This is a genomic window from Pseudomonas sp. CCC3.1 (assembly GCF_034347405.1).
In the GTDB taxonomy this organism is placed as follows: Bacteria; Pseudomonadota; Gammaproteobacteria; order Pseudomonadales; family Pseudomonadaceae; genus Aquipseudomonas.
In genome coordinates this window covers 2801910-2823200 of the sequence record NZ_CP133778.1, presented here as the reverse complement: position 1 = coordinate 2823200, position 21291 = coordinate 2801910, and the positions used below count along the sequence as shown (strand labels likewise).

The following is a 21291-nucleotide window of genomic DNA, read 5'->3' as shown; positions in this document are numbered from 1 at the left end:
TATTAGCACTTATTTTTTATCTTTATTTGATATTTTACATGCGGGATATACTGGTATTATCCCGTGCTAGAGCCTTAAAACTGTTTTTTAGGCGCTGTTTCAGTACGCCAATCAAGAGAACCGTGCATGAGTGAGCTGGATCGCTACTTAAACGCCGCGACCCGCGACAACACCCGCCGCAGCTATCGGGCGGCCATCGAGCACTTTGAAGTGATCTGGGGCGGCTTCTTGCCCGCGACCAGCGACAGCGTGGCGCGTTATTTGGTGGCGCACGCCGGGCAACTGTCGATCAACACGCTCAAGCTGCGTCTGTCGGCGATTGCGCAGTGGCATAACAGTCAGGGCTTTGCGGATCCGACCAAGGCGCCTGTCGTGCGCAAGGTGTTCAAGGGCATTCGCGCGCTGCACCCGGCGCAAGAGAAACAGGCCGAGCCGTTGCAATTGCAGCACCTGGAAAAAGTCATCGACTGGCTCGAAGGCGAGGCGCACACCGCGCAGGCCAGCGCCGATCAACCCGGCCTGCTGCGCGCGCGACGCGACGCGGCACTGATCCTGCTCGGGTTTTGGCGCGGGTTTCGCAGTGACGAGCTGTGTCGTTTGCAGGTCGAGCACGTGCAGGCCGTGGCAGGCTCTGGCATTACCCTGTATTTGCCGCGCAGCAAAAGTGATCGCGACAATTTGGGTAAAACCTTTCAAACCCCGGCCTTGCTTCGGTTGTGCCCAGTGCGCGCCTACATTGAGTGGGTCAATGCCTCGGCCTTGGTGCGGGGGCCGGTCTTCAGGGGGATCGATCGCTGGGGCAATCTGGGGGAGGAGGGGTTGCACGCCAATAGCGTGATTCCATTACTGCGCCAGGCGCTGGAACGTGCCGGGATTGCAGCCGAGCAATACACCAGTCACTCGCTTCGTCGCGGTTTTGCAACATGGGCGCATCAAAGTGGGTGGGACTTGAAGTCGCTGATGAATTACGTCGGCTGGAAAGACATCAAGTCAGCCATGCGCTATGTTGAATCCACCCCGTTTGCCGGGATGAGCATCACCGCTGAAAAACGCATTGGAAGCTGATCAAGGTCAACTTGAAAGCTGAGCACATGATCCATATTTGGTTTTTGACTCTATATAGGGTCGCCTGATAGCCAAAACCAATCATGAGCATCAGCTTTGCCAATGAGCCAGATACGAAATGAGTTGTTAGGATTCACCCCATCAACTTTTCAACCCTGACGGAGAGTCAACGATGCCTATCATCAACAGCCAAGTAAAACCGTTCAAAGCAACTGCATACAAAAACGGCAACTTCGTGGAAGTGTCGGACGCTGACCTGAAAGGCAAGTGGTCTGTCGTGTTCTTCTACCCAGCTGACTTCACCTTCGTTTGCCCAACCGAGCTGGAAGACCTGGCCGACAACTACGAAGAGTTCAAGAAACTCGGCGTGGAAATCTACAGCGTGTCGACTGACACCCACTTTGCTCACGCTGCCTGGCACAACACTTCGCCAGCCATCGGCAAAATCCAGTACACCATGATCGGCGACCCTACGCTGACCATCTCCCGCAACTTCGACGTGTTGATCGAAGAAGCTGGCCTGGCTGACCGCGGTACTTTCGTGATCAACCCAGAAGGTCAGATCAAAATCGTTGAACTGAACGACGGCGGCGTTGGCCGTGACGCATCCGAGCTGCTGCGCAAAATCAAAGCTGCTCAATACGTTGCTGCTCACCCAGGCGAAGTGTGCCCTGCCAAGTGGAAAGAAGGCGAAGCCACTCTGGCTCCATCGCTGGACCTGGTTGGCAAGATCTAAGTCTGTGAACCAGCCAAGGGCGGTGATCCGCACCTGAGTTGCAAGCTGCATCGCCCTCAAAACGCCCGGGCGACATTCGCTCGGGCGTTTTTTTTACACAGAATTTATCGTTTAAGGAGATCGCCCGTATGTTGGACGCCAATCTAAAAGCTCAGTTGAAGTCATACCTGGAGCGGGTCACACAGCCGATCGAGATCGTTGCTTCGCTCGACGACGGTGCGAAATCCCGCGAAATGCATGACCTGTTAAAAGAAATTACCAGTCTGTCCAGCCACATCACCTTGCTGGATAACGGCAACGATGCGCGCAAGCCTTCGTTTTCGTTGAACCGCCCGGGCGGCGATATCAGCCTGCGTTTCGCCGGTATCCCGATGGGCCACGAATTTACATCGCTGGTGTTGGCCTTGCTGCAAGTGGGCGGCCACCCATCGAAAGCCAGTCCCGAAGTGATTGAACAAATCCGCTCGCTCAAAGGTGAGTTCAACTTCGAGACCTACTTCTCGCTGTCATGCCAGAACTGCCCGGATGTGGTGCAGGCGCTGAACCTGATGGCGGTACTTAATCCGAACATTCGCCATGTAGCGATTGATGGTGCGCTGTTCCAGGACGAAGTCACCGAGCGCCAAGTGATGGCGGTTCCTAGCGTTTACCTGAACGGGGTTAACTTTGGCCAGGGCCGCATGGGCCTCGAAGAGATCCTTGGCAAGCTGGATACCAGCGCCATTGAGCGTCAGGCCGAGAAGATCAACGCCAAAGAAGCATTTGATGTGCTGGTCATTGGTGGCGGTCCTGCCGGTGCGGCCGCTGCAATTTATGCGGCGCGTAAAGGTATTCGTACCGGTGTGGCGGCTGAGCGTTTTGGCGGGCAGGTCCTTGACACCATGGCCATCGAGAACTTCATCTCGGTTCAGGAAACTGAAGGGCCAAAACTGGCTACAGCGCTGGAAGAGCACGTCAAGCAGTACGACGTCGACATCATGAACCTGCAGCGTGCCGATAAGTTGCTGCCAGGCAAGGCGGGCGAACTGCACGAAGTCAAATTCGCCAGCGGCGCTTCGCTGAAAGCCAAGACTGTGATTCTGGCAACCGGTGCCCGCTGGCGCGAGATGAATGTGCCCGGTGAGCAGGAATACCGCAGCCGCGGTGTGGCGTATTGCCCGCACTGTGATGGCCCGCTGTTCAAAGGCAAGCGCGTTGCCGTGATCGGAGGTGGTAACTCGGGTGTTGAAGCCGCCATCGACTTGGCCGGTATCGTGTCACACGTGACCCTGCTTGAGTTTGACACCAAGCTGCGCGCTGATGCCGTGTTGCAGCGCAAGCTCAACAGCTTGCCTAACGTGACCGTGATTACCAACGCACGGACCACCGAAGTCACGGGCGACGGCCAAAAAGTTAATGGCCTGCGTTATGAAAATCGCGAAACCAAAGTGGTGCATGACATCGCGCTGGAAGGGATTTTCGTACAAATTGGCTTGCTGCCTAACACTGATTGGCTCAAAGGCACGATTGAGCTTTCACCTCGCGGCGAGATCGTTGTTGATGCACGCGGTGAAACGTCCATCCCTGGCATCTTTGCTGCTGGTGACGTTACGACCGTGCCTTACAAGCAGATTGTGATTGCGGTAGGTGAGGGGGCCAAAGCCTCGCTGAGCGCCTTTGATCACTTGATCCGTTCTAGCGCGCCGGAATAATCCTGCGGACATAAAAAACCCATGAGCAATCATGGGTTTTTTTTGGGCCCGATTTTTACAGCGGTGTGGGCTGAATGATTTCTACCCAATAAGCGTCAGGGTCTTTAACGAATGCCAGCGATTTCATGCGGCCGTCAGTCAGACGCTTCTGGAAATCTACGCCCAGAGTCTCGAAGCGCTCGCAGGCGGCAACAATGTCGGGCACGGAAATGCAGATATGGCCAAAGCCACGCGGGTCAGTGTTGCCGTTGTGGTAGGCAAACTCAGGGTCGTTTTCGGTGCCGTGGTTGTGAGTCAACTCAAGGATGCCGGGAATCGACTTCATCCATTGCGTGCGTTCTGCATCGTCTGCCGGGATTTGTGCCTTGTTGACCAATGCCAGGAAGTACAGGCTGAATTCGGCTTCAGGGAAGTCACGTTTTTCAACCAGCGAGAAGCCCAGGACGCGGGTGTAGAAATCGAGGGATTTCTCGATGTCCTTGACGCGCAGCATGGTGTGGTTAAAGACGAAATTTTGGGTAGCGCTATCCGGTTGTGGTGTAACGCCAGGGATGTTGCTCAGATCTTGCAGGCTCATGAACCCTCCGAAAGTGATGCATGGGTAATGGGTCGATGGGCGAATGATACGGAATGTGACGGCTTGCGCCAAACCCGTTTTGCGGCAAAAGACCTTTGTCCGAGGGCATCCCTGATGATCAGAATGGGGGGGGTTGACAAAATCCAGGCAAAAAGAAGCCCGCCGAAGCGGGCATGGGGCGCTAATCCTTTAGCAGTCTCTATCCTGTGACGCATCGTGTGAAAAATCTGTGAAAGATTCTGATCCTGCTCGGCCTTTCAGCTCAAAAGGCTAGCCGGTCGTCCGCCACGGACTTTTCCTACGAAGCTTTGTGCAATTAGATTTCATTGCTAGTTGCACTGTAGCCATTTAAGTCAACAGGGCTCTTTATAACACTGAAGTATTAAGTCCGAAGCCAAGACTCGACGGTGGCCGCGCCGTATTGTTCTTTCCATGCCTTAAGGCCACGGTGGTTGCCGCCTTTGGTTTCAATCAGTTCGCCAGTGTGTGGATTTTTATACACTTTCAAAACCCGCGCCTTGCGCTGCTGCTTCGGAGCCGCCGAATGCTTTGCAGCAGAGGGGTTTGGATCAAGTATGGCCACTATCTCGCGCAGGCCTTTGCCATAAGATTTCATCAATGACTGGAGTTTTTGTTCGAACTCGATTTCCTTTTTTAGTCCCGCATCATTTTTCATGGCTTCCAATTGCGCCAGTTGTGCTTGAAGCGCTTTTTCGGCAGCGCGGTACTCTGCAAGTCTAGACAAAGTCATTACTCCAGTCATAGCTTCGGCGTAGAGGAGCCGAAGTGAATTAATGAGGCGTGGCATGCAGCTAGTAGACAGGGTCGTGAGCCAACAGTTCAGCCTTAATTAAAAGGTCTTGATGCTCACTAATAACAGTCTTCAACCGGTCAAAAAAATTGTAGTTGTTAATTCCCACAGTGCCAGCCGATATTCGTCCGACATGAACAACAGTCCGAGTGTTTTTAGTCTGGTTTTGCGTGCTTCGCCACTAATGATTTGATGAAGTCCTCCGCCGTCAGTGGTCGTGCAAAGAGATAGCCTTGTAAAAAGTCAACGCCTTTAGACACCAGATACCGGCTTTGTTCCTCTGTTTCTACGCCTTCAGCCACAACATCCAAATCCAGTTTGGCGCTGAGTTCAATAATGCTGTCGAGAATATGTATGGACAGCGCATCGGCGCCGATCATGGCAACAAAACTTTGGTCGATTTTCAAATAGTCGACGTTGAAATCATGCAAGTAACTCAGGCTTGAGTGACCTGTACCAAAGTCATCAATGGCTATCATGACTCCCAGTTCGTGCAGTGCCGCAAACAGCGTGTGGGTAGTTTTGTCAGGGATGATCAATTCGCGTTCGGTCAGCTCAAGCACAAGATTAATATGCCCCTCGGGAAAGGCGTTGAGGAATTGTCGGCAGTCTTCAATTAACTCCAGGTCCTGGCAGTGGCGGGCGGTGATATTAAAAGCCAAATGAAACCCAGGGCTCATGCTATTGACGTGAGGCGCCAGCAACGCTGAGGTTTGCTGCATCAGTGAGCGCGTCATTGGAACAATCAGGCCAGAGTGTTCGGCGAAAGGAATAAACAAATCAGGTCGCACCAGACCTTCTTTCGGGTGTTGCCAGCGCATCAGTACCTCAGCGCCGGCCCATTGCTGGGTATCACCGCGTACGACCGGCTGGAAGTACGGAATAAACTCTGCGGCGTCGAGACCGCGTTGTAATTCCTGGGTTGGCGCGGATGAGCGTTTTTGCAAGCGCTGAACCGTCGCCGCTGAGATCAGGCCCAAAAAGACAAGTAAGCCGATAAACCCTGAGTATTCGTCAAGCACATGCCGCACGATGACCCCGTCCTTAAATCCCGCCACAACTTGATAGGGGAATTGAGTCGAAGGGACGATGACGTTCGCCACCGCAAAGGTCGGTGGAGGCGTATCGCGTACTTGGCCGTACCGGTCAATCCAGCGGTTGCCCACTTGAATCAGTAGTTGGGTTTTCTGGTTGATCAGTCCCAACACGTTAACCAAGTGAAACCCATAAATACTCACCAGCACTCCTTTATGGTCTTCCTGTTCCCGGTAAACCAGCAGGGGTTCATCTGGGGTCACCGGATTGCCGGGTAACAGCCACAACGCGCCGCCGGCATAGTTGTCCGGGATGACTTCTTCTTTAAAGCTGCCAAATAAAGAGGTGCAGTAAATCTGGTTGTCCCAGACCAGGTTCACGGAGCGCACGAAGGGCCGCCGCGTGACTTGATCACGCAAGGCCAATTCAACCTGGGCGCAATCCTGACCTGAGAGTGGCAACACCACGTCGGCAGCAAGGGATGCATTGTCTAACATTAAATCAAACTGGCGAACTGCCTCGGTGGCGGTCTCGGTGGCGAGTAACTCCAGTGAGCGCTGGGCCTGCCAGGTAATAATGAAAACACCCAATACAATGGGAAGTAATCCACTGAGCACAATCAACGCGTAGCGATCGGTCCATCGTCGAGTCAACTTCAGCGTGAGAGGCATTAGGGATCCTGCGGTCTAGAGAGGGTTTGAGCATACGTTAGCTCGCAACAGCGTAAGGCTAGCACTGCTTGCAGGCTATTTCACATGGGGGTAGGACAAACCAGATTACGCCATGTAGAATCGGCTTACGCATACAAGAATAATGTCTTCTGCCAGCAGGAGTCCCTACCGCGTAAGAGATGGGTCGAAATGAAGATATTCGGGTTCCAACTGATCTACGGAGATTTCCTGGCGCGCAGTGTGCGCGGGATCTCTTGTGCGCCGCCTGCGTGCCTCAGCATTCTTAGCAAATAACCCACTGTTAATTCTAAAAATGACTCTGATGAGGCGCCAACATGGCCGATCTATACGAAAATCCAATGGGCCTGATGGGCTTTGAATTCATTGAATTCGCAGCCCCTGTTCCTAATACCCTCGAACCGATTTTTGAAATCATGGGCTTCACCAAGGTGGCGACCCATCGTTCTAAAGACGTGCACCTGTATCGTCAGGGCCAGATCAACCTGATCCTCAATAACGAACCGCACAGCGTAGCCTCTTATTTTGCCGCTGAGCACGGGCCGTCGGTATGCGGCATGGCGTTCCGCGTGCGCAATGCACAGAAAGCCTACTCGCGCGCACTGGAACTGGGCGCTCAACCCATCGAAATTCCGACCGGCCCGATGGAGTTGAACCTGCCTGCCATCAAAGGCATTGGCGGTGCGCCACTGTACTTGATTGACCGCTATGGCGAGGGCAGCTCGATTTACGACATCGACTTTGTGTTTATCGAAGGCGTTGATCGCAATCCTGTCGGCACAGGGCTAAAAATCATCGACCACCTGACGCACAACGTCTATCGCGGTCGTATGGCTTACTGGGCCAACTTCTACGAAAAACTGTTCAACTTCCGTGAAATTCGTTACTTCGACATTAAAGGTGAATACACCGGTCTCACGTCCAAAGCGATGACCGCACCCGATGGCATGATCCGCATCCCGTTGAACGAAGAGTCGTCCAAAGGCGCTGGCCAGATCGAAGAGTTCCTGATGAAGTTCAACGGTGAAGGCATCCAGCACGTGGCCTTCCTCACGGATGATTTGATCAAAACGTGGGACGCGCTGAAAAAAATCGGCATGCGCTTCATGACCGCTCCACCAGACACTTACTACGAAATGCTTGAAGGCCGTTTGCCAAACCATGGTGAGTCGGTTGAAGCGTTGCAGTCACGTGGCATTCTGCTGGATGGTTCTTCGGTCGAAGGTGACAAGCGTTTGCTGCTGCAAATTTTCTCTGAAAACCTGATGGGGCCGGTGTTCTTCGAGTTTATCCAGCGCAAGGGCGATGATGGTTTTGGCGAAGGCAACTTCAAGGCACTGTTCGAATCGATCGAGCGCGACCAGATCCGTCGTGGCGTGCTTGAAACTGAATAAATAGCACTCCATTAATGGTGGGAGCAACTGTCTTGGCGACTTTTATTGAGTCGCCCAACTCAGAGGCAGCAAAGCTCCCACAGTATCTAACCGTGCAGCTGTCTGAAGAAGGTATTGCCGTCCCGTTCAGACGACGTGTTCCTTCCATTCAGATCCATCACGGATCATCGCGTTTAGACGTATCAGCAAGACCCGCATACAGGCGATGAGCGCGACTTTGGCGCATTTGCCTTTCTCGCGCAGCGCCTTGTATCGGGCGCTGAACTCAGGCTGATACCGAATCACGGACCAACAACTCATATACAACGACCTGCGTACTGCGAACCTGCCGCCGCTGATATGACGCTTACCTTGGTGTCTACCACTGTCGTCGTTGTAAGGGGCGATGCCCGCCAACGCAGCAATCTGACGCCTGCCAACTTCGCCCAGCTCCGGTAGATAGGACATTAAACTAGCCGCTGTAATCAGCCCTATACCTTTCACTGAGCGCAAACGAGCGGTTTTTTCACTGTCCAGGCTTTCGGCGCACTCACTAATGAGTACTTCTATCGCTTTAATGGCCTTGCACAGGTAGTCGATATGACTTTGCAGCGCTGGTTTGACGACGTCGGATGAGGCCGTTTTGAGCCTGCGCTTATCGTCATCCATTTGCTGAACAAAGTGTTCCCGCTGCTGGACCAGCGCACGCAAGTTATCTTGCTCGGAACTTGTGATTCGGGCGCCAGGGGCTTTGATGACGGCTGCAAACTGCGCAAGAAAACGTGCATCTATCGGATCGGTTTTGGCTTGTTGCCCCATGGCCTTGGCAAAGCTTTTGGCACGGCACGGGTTGATCCGTATGACTTCAAGTCCTGCGGTCTGAAGCGCCTTCATCACATTGCGCTCATAACCGCCGGTAGCTTCAAGCAAAACGCGGCCGACTTGGTGAAGTAACAACCACCCAATCAACCCGGGGAAATCACTTTCGGCATTGGGGCAACTCACCCCGACCTCTAGCAGATTAACCCGAACTTCAAGGCTGTCTTTGGAAACATCAATCCCTGCAGGATAGGAAAACATGGCCAAACCCTCTTACACTCAAGATGAGAGCGCTCTGGTTTGGCCCGCGCTTGTAACTGTTCGAGGTGGGCTCGTTCAACTGTTCGGGCTCAATAACCAGAGTGGAGAGGTGAGTGGCAGCGTTGGCTCCCACACGTGCTTTAAGCACTCCAGGCATTCAGCTTGCCACTCACCGCTCTCATCCTCAGTCTAATCCCGACGTAAGACACAAGCTGGCTTGTCAGCGATGCAGGCGATACGGTTTTAACCGTTGACCGTGCAGATCCAATCGCTGGCAAGCCAGATTCCCACACGTTTTGACGGACACTACAGTCAAAACAATCCTGCCGCGATGTTGATCGAAAAACCCAATACCGCCGTATTGAACAAAAAACCCAACAGCGAGTGGCCAAGCACAGCTTTGCGCATTTCGCGGGTGGCGATACACACGTCGGACGTCTGTACCGCAACGCTCAGGGTGAAAGAGAAGTACATGAAGTCCCAGTAATCCGGGTTCAACTCACCTTCGGGGAAGCGCAATGCTGGCTCCGTTCCTTCGTTGTTATAAAACAGTCGCGCATAGTGCAGGCCGAAAATAACCCCAATCATCAGCCACGAGCCCACCACGGTCATCCCGGTGAAGGCGTAGTGAATCAGTTGATCGGCATGGCTGAGTTTGCTGTTGCCGGAGAGTTCCAGGGTGATGGCTGCCAGGCTGGCAACGGCAGCAATGCTCACTGTGAACAACACCATGCTGGCATTTTCGTCTTCGACTTCTGCCGTACGCTTAACGTCGGCAACCTTGGAACGCAGCATCAGCCACAGGGTCAGCAGCAAATACAGCCAGACGCCGGTGTTCCAGCCCAATAGAACCTTGGTGGTCAGTGTGGCGGCTGGAGCAAAGATGCCGACCGCTACCCCCAGTACGGTGGCAGCGGTCAAACGGGGATGGGTCCGTGCTAGGTGCGGCATTGGCAATACAATCCCTGTTACTGAGTGTTGCCGAACCTTAGCACGCGCAGCAGCACTTAGCCTTGACGTGGCTTGCTGCGAGTCAGCTTCATGACCACTACAAAAAACACCGGGACAAAGACCACCGCCAAGGTGGCAACGATCATGCCGCCGATGACGCCGGTGCCAATGGCTTGCTGGCTGGCTGAACTGGCCCCGGTCGCAATCGCCAGCGGCACCACACCCAGGATGAATGCCAGCGAGGTCATGACAATCGGGCGTAAGCGCAAGCGCGCCGCCTGTACGGTCGCGTCCACCAGATCATGGCCTTCGTCGTACAAGGTCTTGGCGAACTCGATGATCAAAATCGCGTTCTTGGCCGACAGGCCGATGATGGTGATCAAGCCCACTTTGAAGAACACGTCATTCGGCATGCCGCGCAACGTGACCGCCAATACTGCACCGAGAATGCCCAATGGCACGACCAGCAATACAGCGGTCGGGATCGACCAGCTTTCATACAGCGCCGCCAGGCACAAGAACACCACCAGTAACGACAGCCCGAGCAACATCGGCGCCAGCGTCCCGGAGAGTTTTTCCTGGAGCGATAACCCCGTCCACTCAAGACCCATGCCCGCGGGCAGTCGATCAACCAGGCGTTGCATTTCTAGCATCGCTTCGCCGGTACTGTGGCCGGGGGCTGCTTCACCATCAATGCTCACCGCCGGGTAACCGTTGTAACGCGATAACTGGGACGGACCCTGAATCCAGCGTGCCTGGACAAATGCCGACAGCGGGACCATTTTGCCCAGGTTGTTGCGCACATTGATCTTGAGCAGGTCTTCGACCTGACTGCGCTGGTCACCCTCAGCCTGAACCACAACTCGCTGCATGCGTCCCTGATTCGGGAAATCGTTGACGTAGGCCGAGCCCACGGCGGTCGACAGTACGTTACCAATGTCAGCAAACGAGATGCCGAGTGCATTCGCCCGCTTGCGGTCGACTTCCAGTTGTACCTGCGGACTCTCTGCCAAGGCGCTTTCACGCACATTAGCCAGCGCCGGGCTTTTCTCGGCCAGCGCCAACAACTCGGTGCGGGCTTGCATCAGCACGTCATAACCGACGCCGCCTCGGTCTTGCAAACGCAACTCAAAACCGCTGGAGGTGCCCAGACCGCTGACCGCAGGCGGCAAGATGGCGTACGCCACGGCATCTTTGAGTTCGCTGAAGGCACCGTTGGCCCGATCTGCGATGGCCGAGGCGGAATCCTTGACGCCACGCGTCGACCAGTCTTTGAAAGTGGTAAAGGCCAACGCCGCGTTTTGCCCGCTGCCCGAGAAGCTGAAACCCAGAATCATCGTGGTATTGCCCACGCCTGGCTCTGTCGCGTAGTGCGCCTCGATCTGCTCGGCCACTTTAATGGTGCGGTTCTGGCTGGCTCCCGGTGGCAACTGGATGTCCGTAATGATGAACCCCTGATCTTCGACCGGCAGAAAGGAGGAGGGCAGGCGCGCAAAACACACCACCAGCACCACCACTAACGCGCCGTACAGCAGCAGATAACGCCCGCTGCGCTTGATCAGATGCACCACCCAGTGCTCGTAGCCTTCGGACATGCGCTCAAACGTGCGGTTGAACCAGCCGAAAAAGCCGCCCTTGGCATGATGCTCGCCCTTGGCGATGGGTTTTAGCAAGGTCGCGCACAGCGCCGGGGTCAGCGACAGGGCCAAAAACGCCGAGAACAGAATCGAGGTGGCCATTGCCACCGAGAACTGCTGGTAGATCACCCCGACCGAACCCGGCATAAACGCCATGGGAATAAATACGGCAACCAGTACCAGAGTGATGCCGATGATGGCGCCGCTGATTTGGGTCATCGCCTTGCGCGTGGCCTCGCGGGGTGACAACCCTTCGCTGACCATGATCCGCTCGACGTTTTCAACCACCACAATCGCATCGTCCACCAGAATACCGATGGCCAGCACCATGCCGAACATGGTCAGCACGTTGATCGAGAACCCCATGACCAGCATGGTGGCAAACGTGCCAATCAGTGCAACCGGCACCACCAGCGTTGGAATCAGGGTGTAACGGATGTTCTGCAAGAACAGGAACATCACTGTAAACACCAGCACCATGGCTTCGACCAGGGTGTAGATCACCTTGGTGATCGAGACTTTGACGAAAGGCGTGGTGTCATAAGGAATCTTGTATTCAACGCCTTTCGGGAAGTAGCGACTCAGATCGTCCATCTTGGCGCGGATCAGATTGCCCGTGCTCAAGGCGTTCGCCTCGGGGGCCAGCTTCACGCTGAAAGCGCTGGAAGACTTGCCATTCAGCCGCGTGCCGTACTGGTATTCCTGGCTGCCGATTTCAACCCGCGCCACATCACTGATGCGCACCGCAGAGCCATCAGGATTCGCCCGCAACACAATATCGCCGAACTCTTGCGGGCTCGACAATTGGCCTTTGACCAATACCGTGGCGGTTATTTCCTGAGTCGAGCGACCTGGCAAATCGCCGATGCTGCCGGCAGATACCTGGGCGTTTTGACTGGCAATGGCTTGGTTGACGTCAGCAGGCGTGAGGTTGAAGGCAATCAGCTTTTGCGGGCTGATCCAGATTCGCATCGCGCGCTCAGAACCATACTGCTGGGCCTTGCCGACACCTTCGACGCGCTTGACCTCGTTCATGACGTTACGCGCCAGATAATCGCTGAGCGCAATTTCATCCAGCCCGCTGGTCTCATCGGCGGTGAGCGTCACCAGCATCAAAAAGCCCGAAGAAATCTTCTCGACCTGCAAGCCTTGTTGAATCACCGCCTGCGGCAGACGTGACTCCACTGCTTTAAGGCGGTTTTGCACGTTGACCTGTGCCAGCTCCGGATCGGTGCCGGGTTTGAAGGTCGCGGTAATGCTGGCACTGCCGAGGCTGCTCTGGGACTCAAAATACAGCAGGCCGTCGGTGCCATTGAGCTCTTGCTCAATCAGGCTGACCACGCTTTCGTCCAGGGTTTGTGCCGAGGCACCGGGGTACACCGCATACACTTCAACTTGCGGCGGCGCTACGTTCGGGTATTTGGCCACTGGCAACTGCGGGATTGCCAATGCCCCGGCCAGCACAATAAACAACGCCACGACCCATGCAAAGATCGGCCGATCGATAAAGAACTGCGGCATGCTCACTGATCCGTGGAGTGTGCGAGAGGAAGTTTGGGGTCATCAATTTGCACCTGTTCGCCGGGGCGAGCATGTTGCAAACCTTCGATCACAATGCGGTCGCCAGCCTTGAGGCCGTCGTTGACGATCCAGCGATCATTCAACACGCCGCCCAATTGCACAGGCTGCTGCTTGACCCGATTCTCGGTGTCAATCAGTAGCACTTGGGCGACACCGGCGCTGTCACGCACAATGGCGCGCTGTGGCACGCTGATCCCTTGTTTGTTGACCGCTTGTTCCAGGCGCACCCTGACAAAGCTGCCCGGCAACAGATCGTGGTCCGGATTGGCGAACTCGCTGCGCAGAATGATTTGCCCGGTGCTCGGGTCAACACTCAGGTCCGTGAACAACAGTTTGCCGGGCAGCGGGTAAGGGCTGCCGTTATCGCGGATCAAGGTGACGGCCGCCTGATTCTTGCCTACCTGTTGCAACTCGCCTGCGCGGAATGAATCACGCAAGTTGTCGAGGTCGCGGGTCGATTGCAGCAGATCAACCTGAATCGGGTCCAGTTGCTGAATGCGCGCCAACGGTGTGACTTCACCTTGGCCAACCAATGCGCCCTCAGTGACCAGTGCACGCCCGATACGCCCGGAAATCGGGGCGGTGACGGTGGCATAGCCCAAGTTTAGCTTGGCGCGCTGAACCGCAGCCTTGTTGGCGGCCACATCGGCTTGAGCCTGCTGGGTTTGCGCACGGGCGTTGTCGTAGTCCTGGCGGCTGACGGCGTTGCTGTCAACCAAGGCACTGTAGCGCTGGTCTTGCAGTTTTGCCTGCATTGCCAGTGCCTCGGATTTGCGCAACGCTGCCTGAGCACTGTCCAGTTCAGCCTTCAAGGGCGCCGGATCAATCACAAACAACACGTCGCCTTGTTTGACTTCGCTGCCTTCCTCGAAAGCGCGTTTCAATACCACGCCGGCGACTCGGGCGCTGACTTGAGCAACACGCGGAGCAACCACGCGGCCACTCAGTTCATTACTGATCGACAGGGTTTGCGGGACGATGACTTCAGTGCTGACCTTGACCAAAGGTGTCTTTTCTTCAGTGGCGGGGCTTTTGCCGCAGGCACTGAGGGCCAGAGCCAGTGCCGAAAGACATAGCGGGACGAAGAGCTTTTTCAACGTTCGTGCCTTCTTATAAATGCAGGATATGTCTGTAAAAGACCTTGGCATGCTAAGCGCAGCACGCAAAAGGCGTTGTGAAGCTGTGTAGGTGGTGTGTGAAAAAATGTGAAGGTTCTGCTCCTATCCCTTTGAGGTTGTATATCCTTCGGGCTTTCCCCGTTTGTAAGCATTTATTATGCCCACTATTCTGCTGGTCGAAGACGACGCCGCACTTTCGGAGCTGATCGCCAGCTACCTGGAGCGCAACGGCTATCAAGTCAGCGTGCTTGCACGCGGTGACCAAGTCCGTGACCTGGCGCGAAGAAACCCTCCGGACCTGGTTATTCTCGACCTGATGTTGCCGGGCCTTGATGGTTTGCAAGTCTGTCGCTTATTACGAGCCGACTCCGCGAGCCTGCCGATCCTGATGTTGACTGCGCGCGACGACAGCCATGATCAGGTGTTGGGGCTTGAGATGGGCGCCGATGATTATGTGACAAAACCTTGCGATCCCCGGGTACTGTTGGCGCGCGTACGCACTTTATTGCGGCGCAGCAGCCTGACAGAGCCGCAAGTGGCCAGCGACCGGATTTTGATGGGCAATTTGTGCATCGACCTGTCGGAGCGCACTGTGACATGGCGCGGTGACATCATCGAGCTCTCGAGCGGCGAATACAACCTCTTGGTGGTATTGGCCCGGCATGCCGGTGAAGTGCTGAGCCGGGACCAGATCCTGCAACGCCTGCGCGGCATTGAGTTTAACGGCACCGATCGCTCGGTAGACGTGGCCATCTCCAAGTTGCGGCGCAAGTTCGACGACGCCGCCGGTGAGGCACGCAAGATTAAAACCGTGTGGGGTAAGGGGTACTTGTTCAGCCGTTCGGAATGGGAATGCTGATTCGTGTTCAAAATCCTCATACGGTTGTATCTGGTAACGATTGTGACCTTTGCGGCAGCCATTTACCTGGTACCCGCACTCATCGTCACGGTGTTCCATGATCGCTTCATGAACTACAACGTCGACATGTCGCGTGGTATGCAAACCCTGCTGGTCAAACAATTTCACCAACTGCCTGCTGAACAGTGGCCTGCGCTAGCTCAGCAACTGGATGCACAATTCGATCCGCTGCGCGTCAACCTGTTACCGATTACCGACCCTCAGTTCACGGCCAAAGAGCAGCATCAGTTGCATCAGGGCCAGGGTGTTCTGCGCATTGGTGAGTGGGGCTGGCGTACGCGCGTGGTATCGCCACTGGATCAGCAACAAGCCATTGAGCTGGTGATGCCGCCTGACCCGTTCGACATGAACGTACTGTACTGGAGCATCAACGTACTGATCGGAGCCGCCTTGCTGGGAGGGTTGTTGCTGTGGCTGCGCCCGCACTGGCGCGACCTTGAGCAGCTTAAACGCACGGCAGCACGCATTGGTCAGGGCCAATTGAGTGAGCGCACACAGATTTCAGCGCGTTCCAACATTCATGGTCTGGCCAGCGCTTTTGACACCATGGCCCAAGACGTTGAAGACCTGCTCAACCAGCAGCGTGATTTGCTCAACGCGGTCTCACATGAGTTGCGTACCCCATTGACCCGGCTCGATTTTGGTCTGGCGCTGGTCTTGTGTGACGATCTGCCCGAGGTGAGTCGTGAGCGCTTGCACCTGCTGGTCGGGCACATACGCGAACTGGATGAATTGGTCCTGGAACTGTTGTCGTTCAGCCGCCTGCAAAACCCTGCGCTGGTGCCTGAGCGGGTCGAGGTGTCGCTGGCTGAGTTTATCGACAGCATTCTCGGCAGTTTTGACGAAGAGCTGGAAGCGCCTGAAATCGTTCTGGATGTACTGTTGCAGGGCGTCGAGGAGCGTTTTGCGCTGGACCCGCGCCTGACGGCTCGCGCCCTGCAAAACCTGGTGCGCAACGCCATGCGCTATTGCGACAGGCGGATTCAGATAGGGGTGAGTCTGGGTTCGCAAGGCTGCGAATTGTGGGTGGATGACGACGGCATCGGCATCCCCGAGCAGGAGCGCGAGCGCATTTTCGAGCCGTTTTATCGGCTGGATCGCAGCCGTGATCGGGCGACCGGAGGCTTCGGGTTGGGGCTGGCGATCAGTCGGCGCGCCCTGGAGGCCCAAGGCGGCACGTTAAGCGTTGAGCAATCACCCTTGGGTGGTGCCCGTTTCAGGCTGTGGTTGCCAGCGTGAAACCAAGAGGCGCGGGCAGATCCGCGCCTCACTTCAGATTGAGCGGCGCTGCCGGCTCACGTGTTTCAAACCTTCGATGACCAATACGCCCACCGCCAGCCAGATCGGGCCGTAGGTCAGCCACTGACCGTCTTCCAGGCTGTCACCCAGCAGCAACGCAACGGCCACCAACAGCACGGGTTCAACGTAGCTAAGCAGGCCAAACAAGCTGAACGGCAGCAGACGGCTGGCCAGAATGTAGGCAAAACCTGCGGCAGCACTGATGATTCCCATCAATGGCACCAGCGCGTACAAAGCTTCTCGCTGTGCGCCAAGGTCGACGTGCGGGCCTGCTAGCACGAACCACAAGGCAACCGGGACCATCAACAGCATGTCCAGCCACAGTCCGCCGAGGTTATCGATGCCGATCTTTTTGCGCAGCACGAAGTACATCGGGTAACCGATGGCTACGACCAGCGTGGTCCACGAAAAACCGCCGGTGCGATACAGCTCATTCGCCACGCCAATCACCGCCAGCGCAGTGGCTATCTTCTGCAAGTGCGACAGGTGCTCGCCGTAGACGATGCGCCCGGTGAGAATCATCGTCAGCGGCAACAGGAAATAGCCCAGCGATACATCCAGGCCATGCCCGTTCAAAGGCCCCCACATAAACATCCAGAGCTGTAGCCCTACCAGAAAGCTGGTAATCAACACGCACGGAATCAGTAGAGGTTTATCTCGTAAGCGATTGAAAATTATGGGAACCCATTTCCAGTCGCCAGAGAGGCAGATAAATAGAGTCATGAAGGGCAGCGAGATAAGTATTCGCCAGCCAAAGATTTCCTGGCCATCAAGGGGCCGAAGAAGAGAAGTGAAGTAGTACAGGACGCCGAACAAGCAGGAAGCCAAAATCGATAAAACAATGCCTTTAGACACAACAACCTCAATGGATCTACAACGTTACTCATTAGAGTGGGCACGTAGCTTGAGGTTGTTGGGGGTCGTTGGCAAATCTCTTTTAAACCAATTAGTTGGTGCAAACTCTTGTTAAAAACGGTGAAACTTTGAAACAACCAAGCAAATACTGGGCCAATGACGTTTTAAACGAGCGTTCGTGTTTCTGAAAAAAGTGATTAACGGTAGCCTTCGGCCAGCAACAAGGCGCTAAACCGACCGCCGTTGGCGGACCAGATGCTTGAAACCTTCAAATATCAGCACCATTACGGCCAGCCATATCGGCAGGTACGTGAGCCATTGACCGGCGCTGATGCTCTCGCCCAGCAACAGGGCAACAAACACCAGCAGTACCGGTTCGACATAGCTGAGCAGGCCGAACAGGCTAAAAGGCAGCATCCGGCTGGCGATGATGTAGCTGATCAAGGCCAGTGCGCTGATGCCGCCCAGTACCGGGATCAAGAAGTACAGCGCCGGACGCAGGCTGGCCACGTCGAAGCCGTGCTCACCGCTTTGCACAAACCACCACGCCACCGGGATCAACAGCAGCATGTCAAACCACAGGCCGCCGAGGTTGTCGGTGCCTGCGCGTTTGCGCAGCACGAAATACATCGGGTAGCCGATGGCAACCACCAGCGTGGTCCACGAGAAACCGCCCACGCGGTACACCTCATTGGCAACCCCAATGGCGGCCAGCGCAGCGGCGATTTTTTGCAGGTGTGACAGGTGCTCGCCAAACACCATGCGAGCGGTCAGAAGCATCGTCAGCGGCAGCAGGAAATAACCCAGCGAGACGTCCAGGCTGTGCCCATTGAGCGGCGCCCACAGGAACAACCAGAGTTGCACGCCAACCAAAGCGCTGGAAGCGACCACAACGGCCCACATTCGAGGTTGCTGACGCAGCCGGGAAATGATCACGGGAACACGCCGCCAATCGCCAGAAAAGCACATGAACAGCGTCATGCACGGAAGCGTCAGCAGCATGCGCCAGCCGAAGATCTCGGCGCCGCTCAAGGGCCAGAGCAGGGATGTGTAGTAATACATGACACCGAACAGGCTCGATGCCAGAACCGATAAAACAATACCTTTAGACACAACAGCCTCGTTGGAACGCACTTTATGATTTTTAGGAGTGTGTAGCTTGAGGCCTGAGGGTGTTGTAGGGCAAATCGCAGGTTATGCAACGACCTGCGGGAGCTATTTGATGTCGCACTTTATTATGATTTTTCACGATCCGAGGTTAACGTTGTTCGCTGCATGAGTCTCGGTCACCTAAGCGCGCTGCCTTTGTGCCACCCCAGCCGCTCGCTTAGCCATCGGTGTTCATGAACAAATGTTTCCAAGGATTGTCACCCTATGTTTGAACTGGATCATGAGTTGGCGCAGGACATCGTTGATCGGGCGATGGCCATTTTGCCTTACAACGTAAACGTCATGGACAGCCAGGGCCTGATTTTAGGCAGTGGCGAGCCCGAGCGTATCAATACGCGACACGAAGGCGCGCAACTGGTGCTGGCCAATGGTCGCGTCGTGGAAATCGACGCGCAAACCGCCAAGCACCTCAAGGGCGTGCAGCCCGGCATTAACCTCCCATTGCTGCTCGACCAGCGCCTGATCGGCGTGCTGGGCCTCACAGGCGAGCCCCAATTGCTGCGCACGTATGCCGAGCTGGTGCGCATGACCGCCGAAATGCTGGTGGGCCAGCGCCATCAGCAGGCGGAGCAACAATGGCGGCGTCAACGCTGTGATGACCTGGTGGCCTTGTTGCTCAGCGACACGGGCGATTCGCCGCGCCTTATCGACGAAGCCCGGCAGTTGGGGCTCAAGCCGCAGTTGTCGCGCATTCCGTACCTGTTTGAGCTCGACAAGGGCCACAGCGCTGAAGCGCTCAGCGCCTGGTTGCAGTCGCGCTACCCGGACAGTTGGTGCGTGACCCCGGCCACGGGCTCGTTGTTGTGGTGCCGCCCGGCCACGATTGTGTTGGATGATCTGCGCTTGCTTGAGAAGCTTGAGGGCCAAGGCTGGAACGTCGTGCGCGTGGCAGCAGGCGATCAAGCGGATGCGCTAAAAGCGTTGCGCCGTTGTTATCGACGGGTTGCAGACTTGCTGGCTTACGGTCGTGATGTGTTGCCACACATGCGCTTGCTGGCACTCCATCGTTATCGACTGCCCGTCATGCTGTGGCGTCATCGCAACGACGACGCTCTTGAAGAGCTTTTAGGTCCGCTGCACAAAGTGGTGGCCAAAGACAGCAATGGCCAGCTGATTGCCACCCTGCGCAGTTGGTGTGAGCACGACGGCCAAAGCCAACCCTGCGCCGATGCCTTGGGCATCCACCGCAACAGTCTGCGCTACCGCATGGAGCGCATCGCTGAATTAAGCGGCATTGATCCGCTGAGCCTCAATGGCATGCTGGCGTTGTATCTGGGTGTGCAACTGCTGCCTCAGAGCTAAACCCTGCGTCTTGTGAAAATGAACAACAAACCCCGTGATTGCTTGTGCACCAGACTGGCGTGTTTCCCCCCGGTTACTGGCAGCATGAAGGGCATAAGAACTGGAGATACGCCCCATGAAAATCGTGATTGCCCCTGACTCGTTCAAAGACAGCCTGAGCGCCGAAAAGGTCGCCGATGCCATTGCCGCCGGTTTGAGCGATGTGTTGCCTGATGCGCAACTGATCACGTGCCCCATGGCCGATGGCGGCGAAGGCACCGTAGACGCGATTGTGGCTGCGGGGAATGGCCAGTTGCGCCGACATAGCGTGCAAGGTCCATTGGGCGCTCCGGTCGAGGCTCATTGGGGCTGGTTGCCGGACAGTCGCACGGCCATTATTGAAATGGCCGAAGCCAGTGGTTTGCAGCTGGTTGCCCGCAGCGAGCGCGACGCGTGCATCAGCAGCACCTTCGGTACTGGCCAATTGATCAAGGCGGCACTCGATGCCGGGGCCCGGCGGATCATCCTGGCCATTGGCGGCAGCGCCACCAACGACGCGGGCGCCGGGGCTTTGCAGGCGTTGGGGCTGGGCTTGTTCGATGAGCAGGGCGCAAGCCTGGCACCGGGTGGACTGGCGCTGGCGAAGGTGGCGCGCATTGATCTGACAGGGCTTGACCCGCGCTTGACCGAAGTGCGCTTCGAAATAGCTGCCGACGTTAATAATCCGCTGTGTGGCGAACACGGCGCTTCGGCCATTTTCGGCCCGCAAAAAGGCGCCTCGCCCGAGCAGGTGCGTTTGCTCGATAACGCCTTGGGCCATTTTGCCGATCACTGCGCCAACATTTTACCCAGAGATGTGCGTGATGAGCCTGGTTCGGGCGCAGCCGGTGGGCTCGGGTTTGCCGCCAAAGCGTTTTTGGGGGCGCAATTTCGCGCAGGGGTTGAAGTGGTTGCGGAGCTGGTGGGCCTTGCTGAAGCCGTCAAAGGCGCCGATTTGGTGATTACCGGCGAAGGGCGCTTTGATGCACAAACCCTGCGCGGCAAAACCCCGTTTGGGGTCGCGCGTATCGCCCAGGCCCAAGGCGTACCGGTGGTGGTACTGGCGGGCACCTTGGGCGAGGGCTATCAAGCGTTATACGCGCACGGGATCAACGCCGCCTTCGCCTTGACCAACGGCCCGATGAGCCTCGAAGACGCCTGCACACAGGCAGCCCAACTGCTCACCGACCGTGCGCGCGACATTGCACGATTGCTGAGCCTTGCTCATAACGCGTAGCAGTTGCCGAGCGTGCGAGGCTACGTCCGATTGCGTAGCGATCGTAAATCCTGAGAACCAGATTTAACTGAAAAACCGCGTTAGCCCATTTGCGACGGCTGCGCCGCCGGACGTAGCCTCGCACGCTCGGCAACTGCTACGAGGTGG

General features: G+C 56.1%; 17 protein-coding genes. 8 read left to right on the top strand and 9 right to left on the bottom strand.

All coding sequences use genetic code 11. The annotated features are described in order from the left end of the window. The first annotated feature begins 126 nt into the window (after positions 1 to 126). The 3 genes from RHM56_RS12575 to ahpF all read left to right on the top strand — a co-directional run bounded on the left by RHM56_RS12575 (position 127) and on the right by ahpF (position 3492). Positions 127 to 1065, top strand: coding sequence for a site-specific integrase (locus RHM56_RS12575; protein WP_322241565.1), 939 nt, complete (start codon positions 127 to 129; stop codon positions 1063 to 1065). Between the two features lie 172 nt (positions 1066 to 1237). Further along, complete coding sequence (gene ahpC / locus RHM56_RS12570; RefSeq protein WP_322241564.1) at positions 1238 to 1801, top strand: alkyl hydroperoxide reductase subunit C; 564 nt, start codon at positions 1238 to 1240, stop codon at positions 1799 to 1801. A 128-nt stretch (positions 1802 to 1929) separates the two neighbouring features. After that, on the top strand, positions 1930 to 3492 hold the full coding sequence (ahpF, locus tag RHM56_RS12565) for an alkyl hydroperoxide reductase subunit F (protein WP_322241563.1): 1563 nt from the start codon (positions 1930 to 1932) through the stop codon (positions 3490 to 3492). A 55-nt stretch (positions 3493 to 3547) separates the two neighbouring features. Here the strand turns inward: ahpF and gloA are convergent, their stop codons facing one another. From gloA to RHM56_RS12550, 3 genes are all read right to left on the bottom strand, one after another. Then, on the bottom strand, positions 3548 to 4069 hold the full coding sequence (gene gloA, locus RHM56_RS12560) for a lactoylglutathione lyase (protein WP_322241562.1): 522 nt from the start codon (positions 4067 to 4069) through the stop codon (positions 3548 to 3550). Positions 4070 to 4451: 382 nt separating this feature from the next. Then, entirely contained in the window at positions 4452 to 4814 is a 363-nt protein-coding gene (locus tag RHM56_RS12555) for a histone-like nucleoid-structuring protein, MvaT/MvaU family (RefSeq protein WP_322241561.1), read from the bottom strand. 221 nt (positions 4815 to 5035) lie between these two features. Beyond that, positions 5036 to 6586 (bottom strand): EAL domain-containing protein, encoded by a 1551-nt coding sequence (locus RHM56_RS12550; protein ID WP_322241559.1) that lies wholly within the window; start codon positions 6584 to 6586, stop codon positions 5036 to 5038. A gap of 335 nt (positions 6587 to 6921) precedes the next feature. Between RHM56_RS12550 and hppD the strand changes: the two genes are divergently transcribed. Continuing rightward, complete coding sequence (hppD, locus tag RHM56_RS12545) at positions 6922 to 7998, top strand: 4-hydroxyphenylpyruvate dioxygenase (protein WP_322241557.1); 1077 nt, start codon at positions 6922 to 6924, stop codon at positions 7996 to 7998. A 126-nt stretch (positions 7999 to 8124) separates the two neighbouring features. Here the strand turns inward: hppD and RHM56_RS12540 are convergent, their stop codons facing one another. The 4 genes from RHM56_RS12540 to RHM56_RS12525 form a co-directional block, all read right to left on the bottom strand. Then, positions 8125 to 9057, bottom strand: coding sequence for a transposase (locus RHM56_RS12540; protein WP_322238760.1), 933 nt, complete (start codon positions 9055 to 9057; stop codon positions 8125 to 8127). A gap of 312 nt (positions 9058 to 9369) precedes the next feature. After that, positions 9370 to 10008, bottom strand: a complete 639-nt coding sequence (locus RHM56_RS12535) for a DUF1345 domain-containing protein (protein WP_322241555.1) — start codon at positions 10006 to 10008, stop codon at positions 9370 to 9372. 56 nt (positions 10009 to 10064) lie between these two features. Next, positions 10065 to 13166, bottom strand: coding sequence for an efflux RND transporter permease subunit (locus RHM56_RS12530; RefSeq protein WP_322241552.1), 3102 nt, complete (start codon positions 13164 to 13166; stop codon positions 10065 to 10067). A gap of 2 nt (positions 13167 to 13168) precedes the next feature. Then, positions 13169 to 14374 carry an efflux RND transporter periplasmic adaptor subunit gene (locus tag RHM56_RS12525; protein ID WP_322241551.1) on the bottom strand — a complete coding sequence of 402 codons (1206 nt, stop codon included), beginning with the start codon at positions 14372 to 14374 and terminating at the stop codon, positions 13169 to 13171. Positions 14375 to 14501: 127 nt separating this feature from the next. On the opposite strand from RHM56_RS12525, the gene RHM56_RS12520 reads away from it, so the two are divergent. Continuing rightward, positions 14502 to 15203 carry a response regulator transcription factor gene (locus tag RHM56_RS12520; protein ID WP_322241549.1) on the top strand — a complete coding sequence of 234 codons (702 nt, stop codon included), beginning with the start codon at positions 14502 to 14504 and terminating at the stop codon, positions 15201 to 15203. 3 nt (positions 15204 to 15206) lie between these two features. Continuing rightward, positions 15207 to 16502, top strand: a complete 1296-nt coding sequence (locus RHM56_RS12515; protein WP_322241547.1) for an ATP-binding protein — start codon at positions 15207 to 15209, stop codon at positions 16500 to 16502. 33 nt (positions 16503 to 16535) lie between these two features. On the opposite strand, the gene rarD (RHM56_RS12510) is transcribed toward RHM56_RS12515, so the two are convergent. After that, positions 16536 to 17417 (bottom strand): EamA family transporter RarD, encoded by an 882-nt coding sequence (gene rarD / locus RHM56_RS12510; RefSeq protein ID WP_322241545.1) that lies wholly within the window; start codon positions 17415 to 17417, stop codon positions 16536 to 16538. 228 nt (positions 17418 to 17645) lie between these two features. Continuing rightward, a complete protein-coding gene (rarD, locus tag RHM56_RS12505; protein WP_322241544.1) occupies positions 17646 to 18530 on the bottom strand; it encodes an EamA family transporter RarD in 885 nt (294 codons plus the stop codon). Positions 18531 to 18791: 261 nt separating this feature from the next. Here rarD (RHM56_RS12505) and RHM56_RS12500 point away from each other — a divergent pair, with 261 nt between their 5' ends. Continuing rightward, entirely contained in the window at positions 18792 to 19889 is a 1098-nt protein-coding gene (locus tag RHM56_RS12500) for a sugar diacid recognition domain-containing protein (protein ID WP_322241542.1), read from the top strand. A 115-nt stretch (positions 19890 to 20004) separates the two neighbouring features. Next, positions 20005 to 21144: a glycerate kinase gene (locus RHM56_RS12495; protein WP_322241541.1), complete on the top strand. Its 1140-nt coding sequence runs from the start codon at positions 20005 to 20007 to the stop codon at positions 21142 to 21144. Positions 21145 to 21291 lie beyond the last annotated feature (147 nt).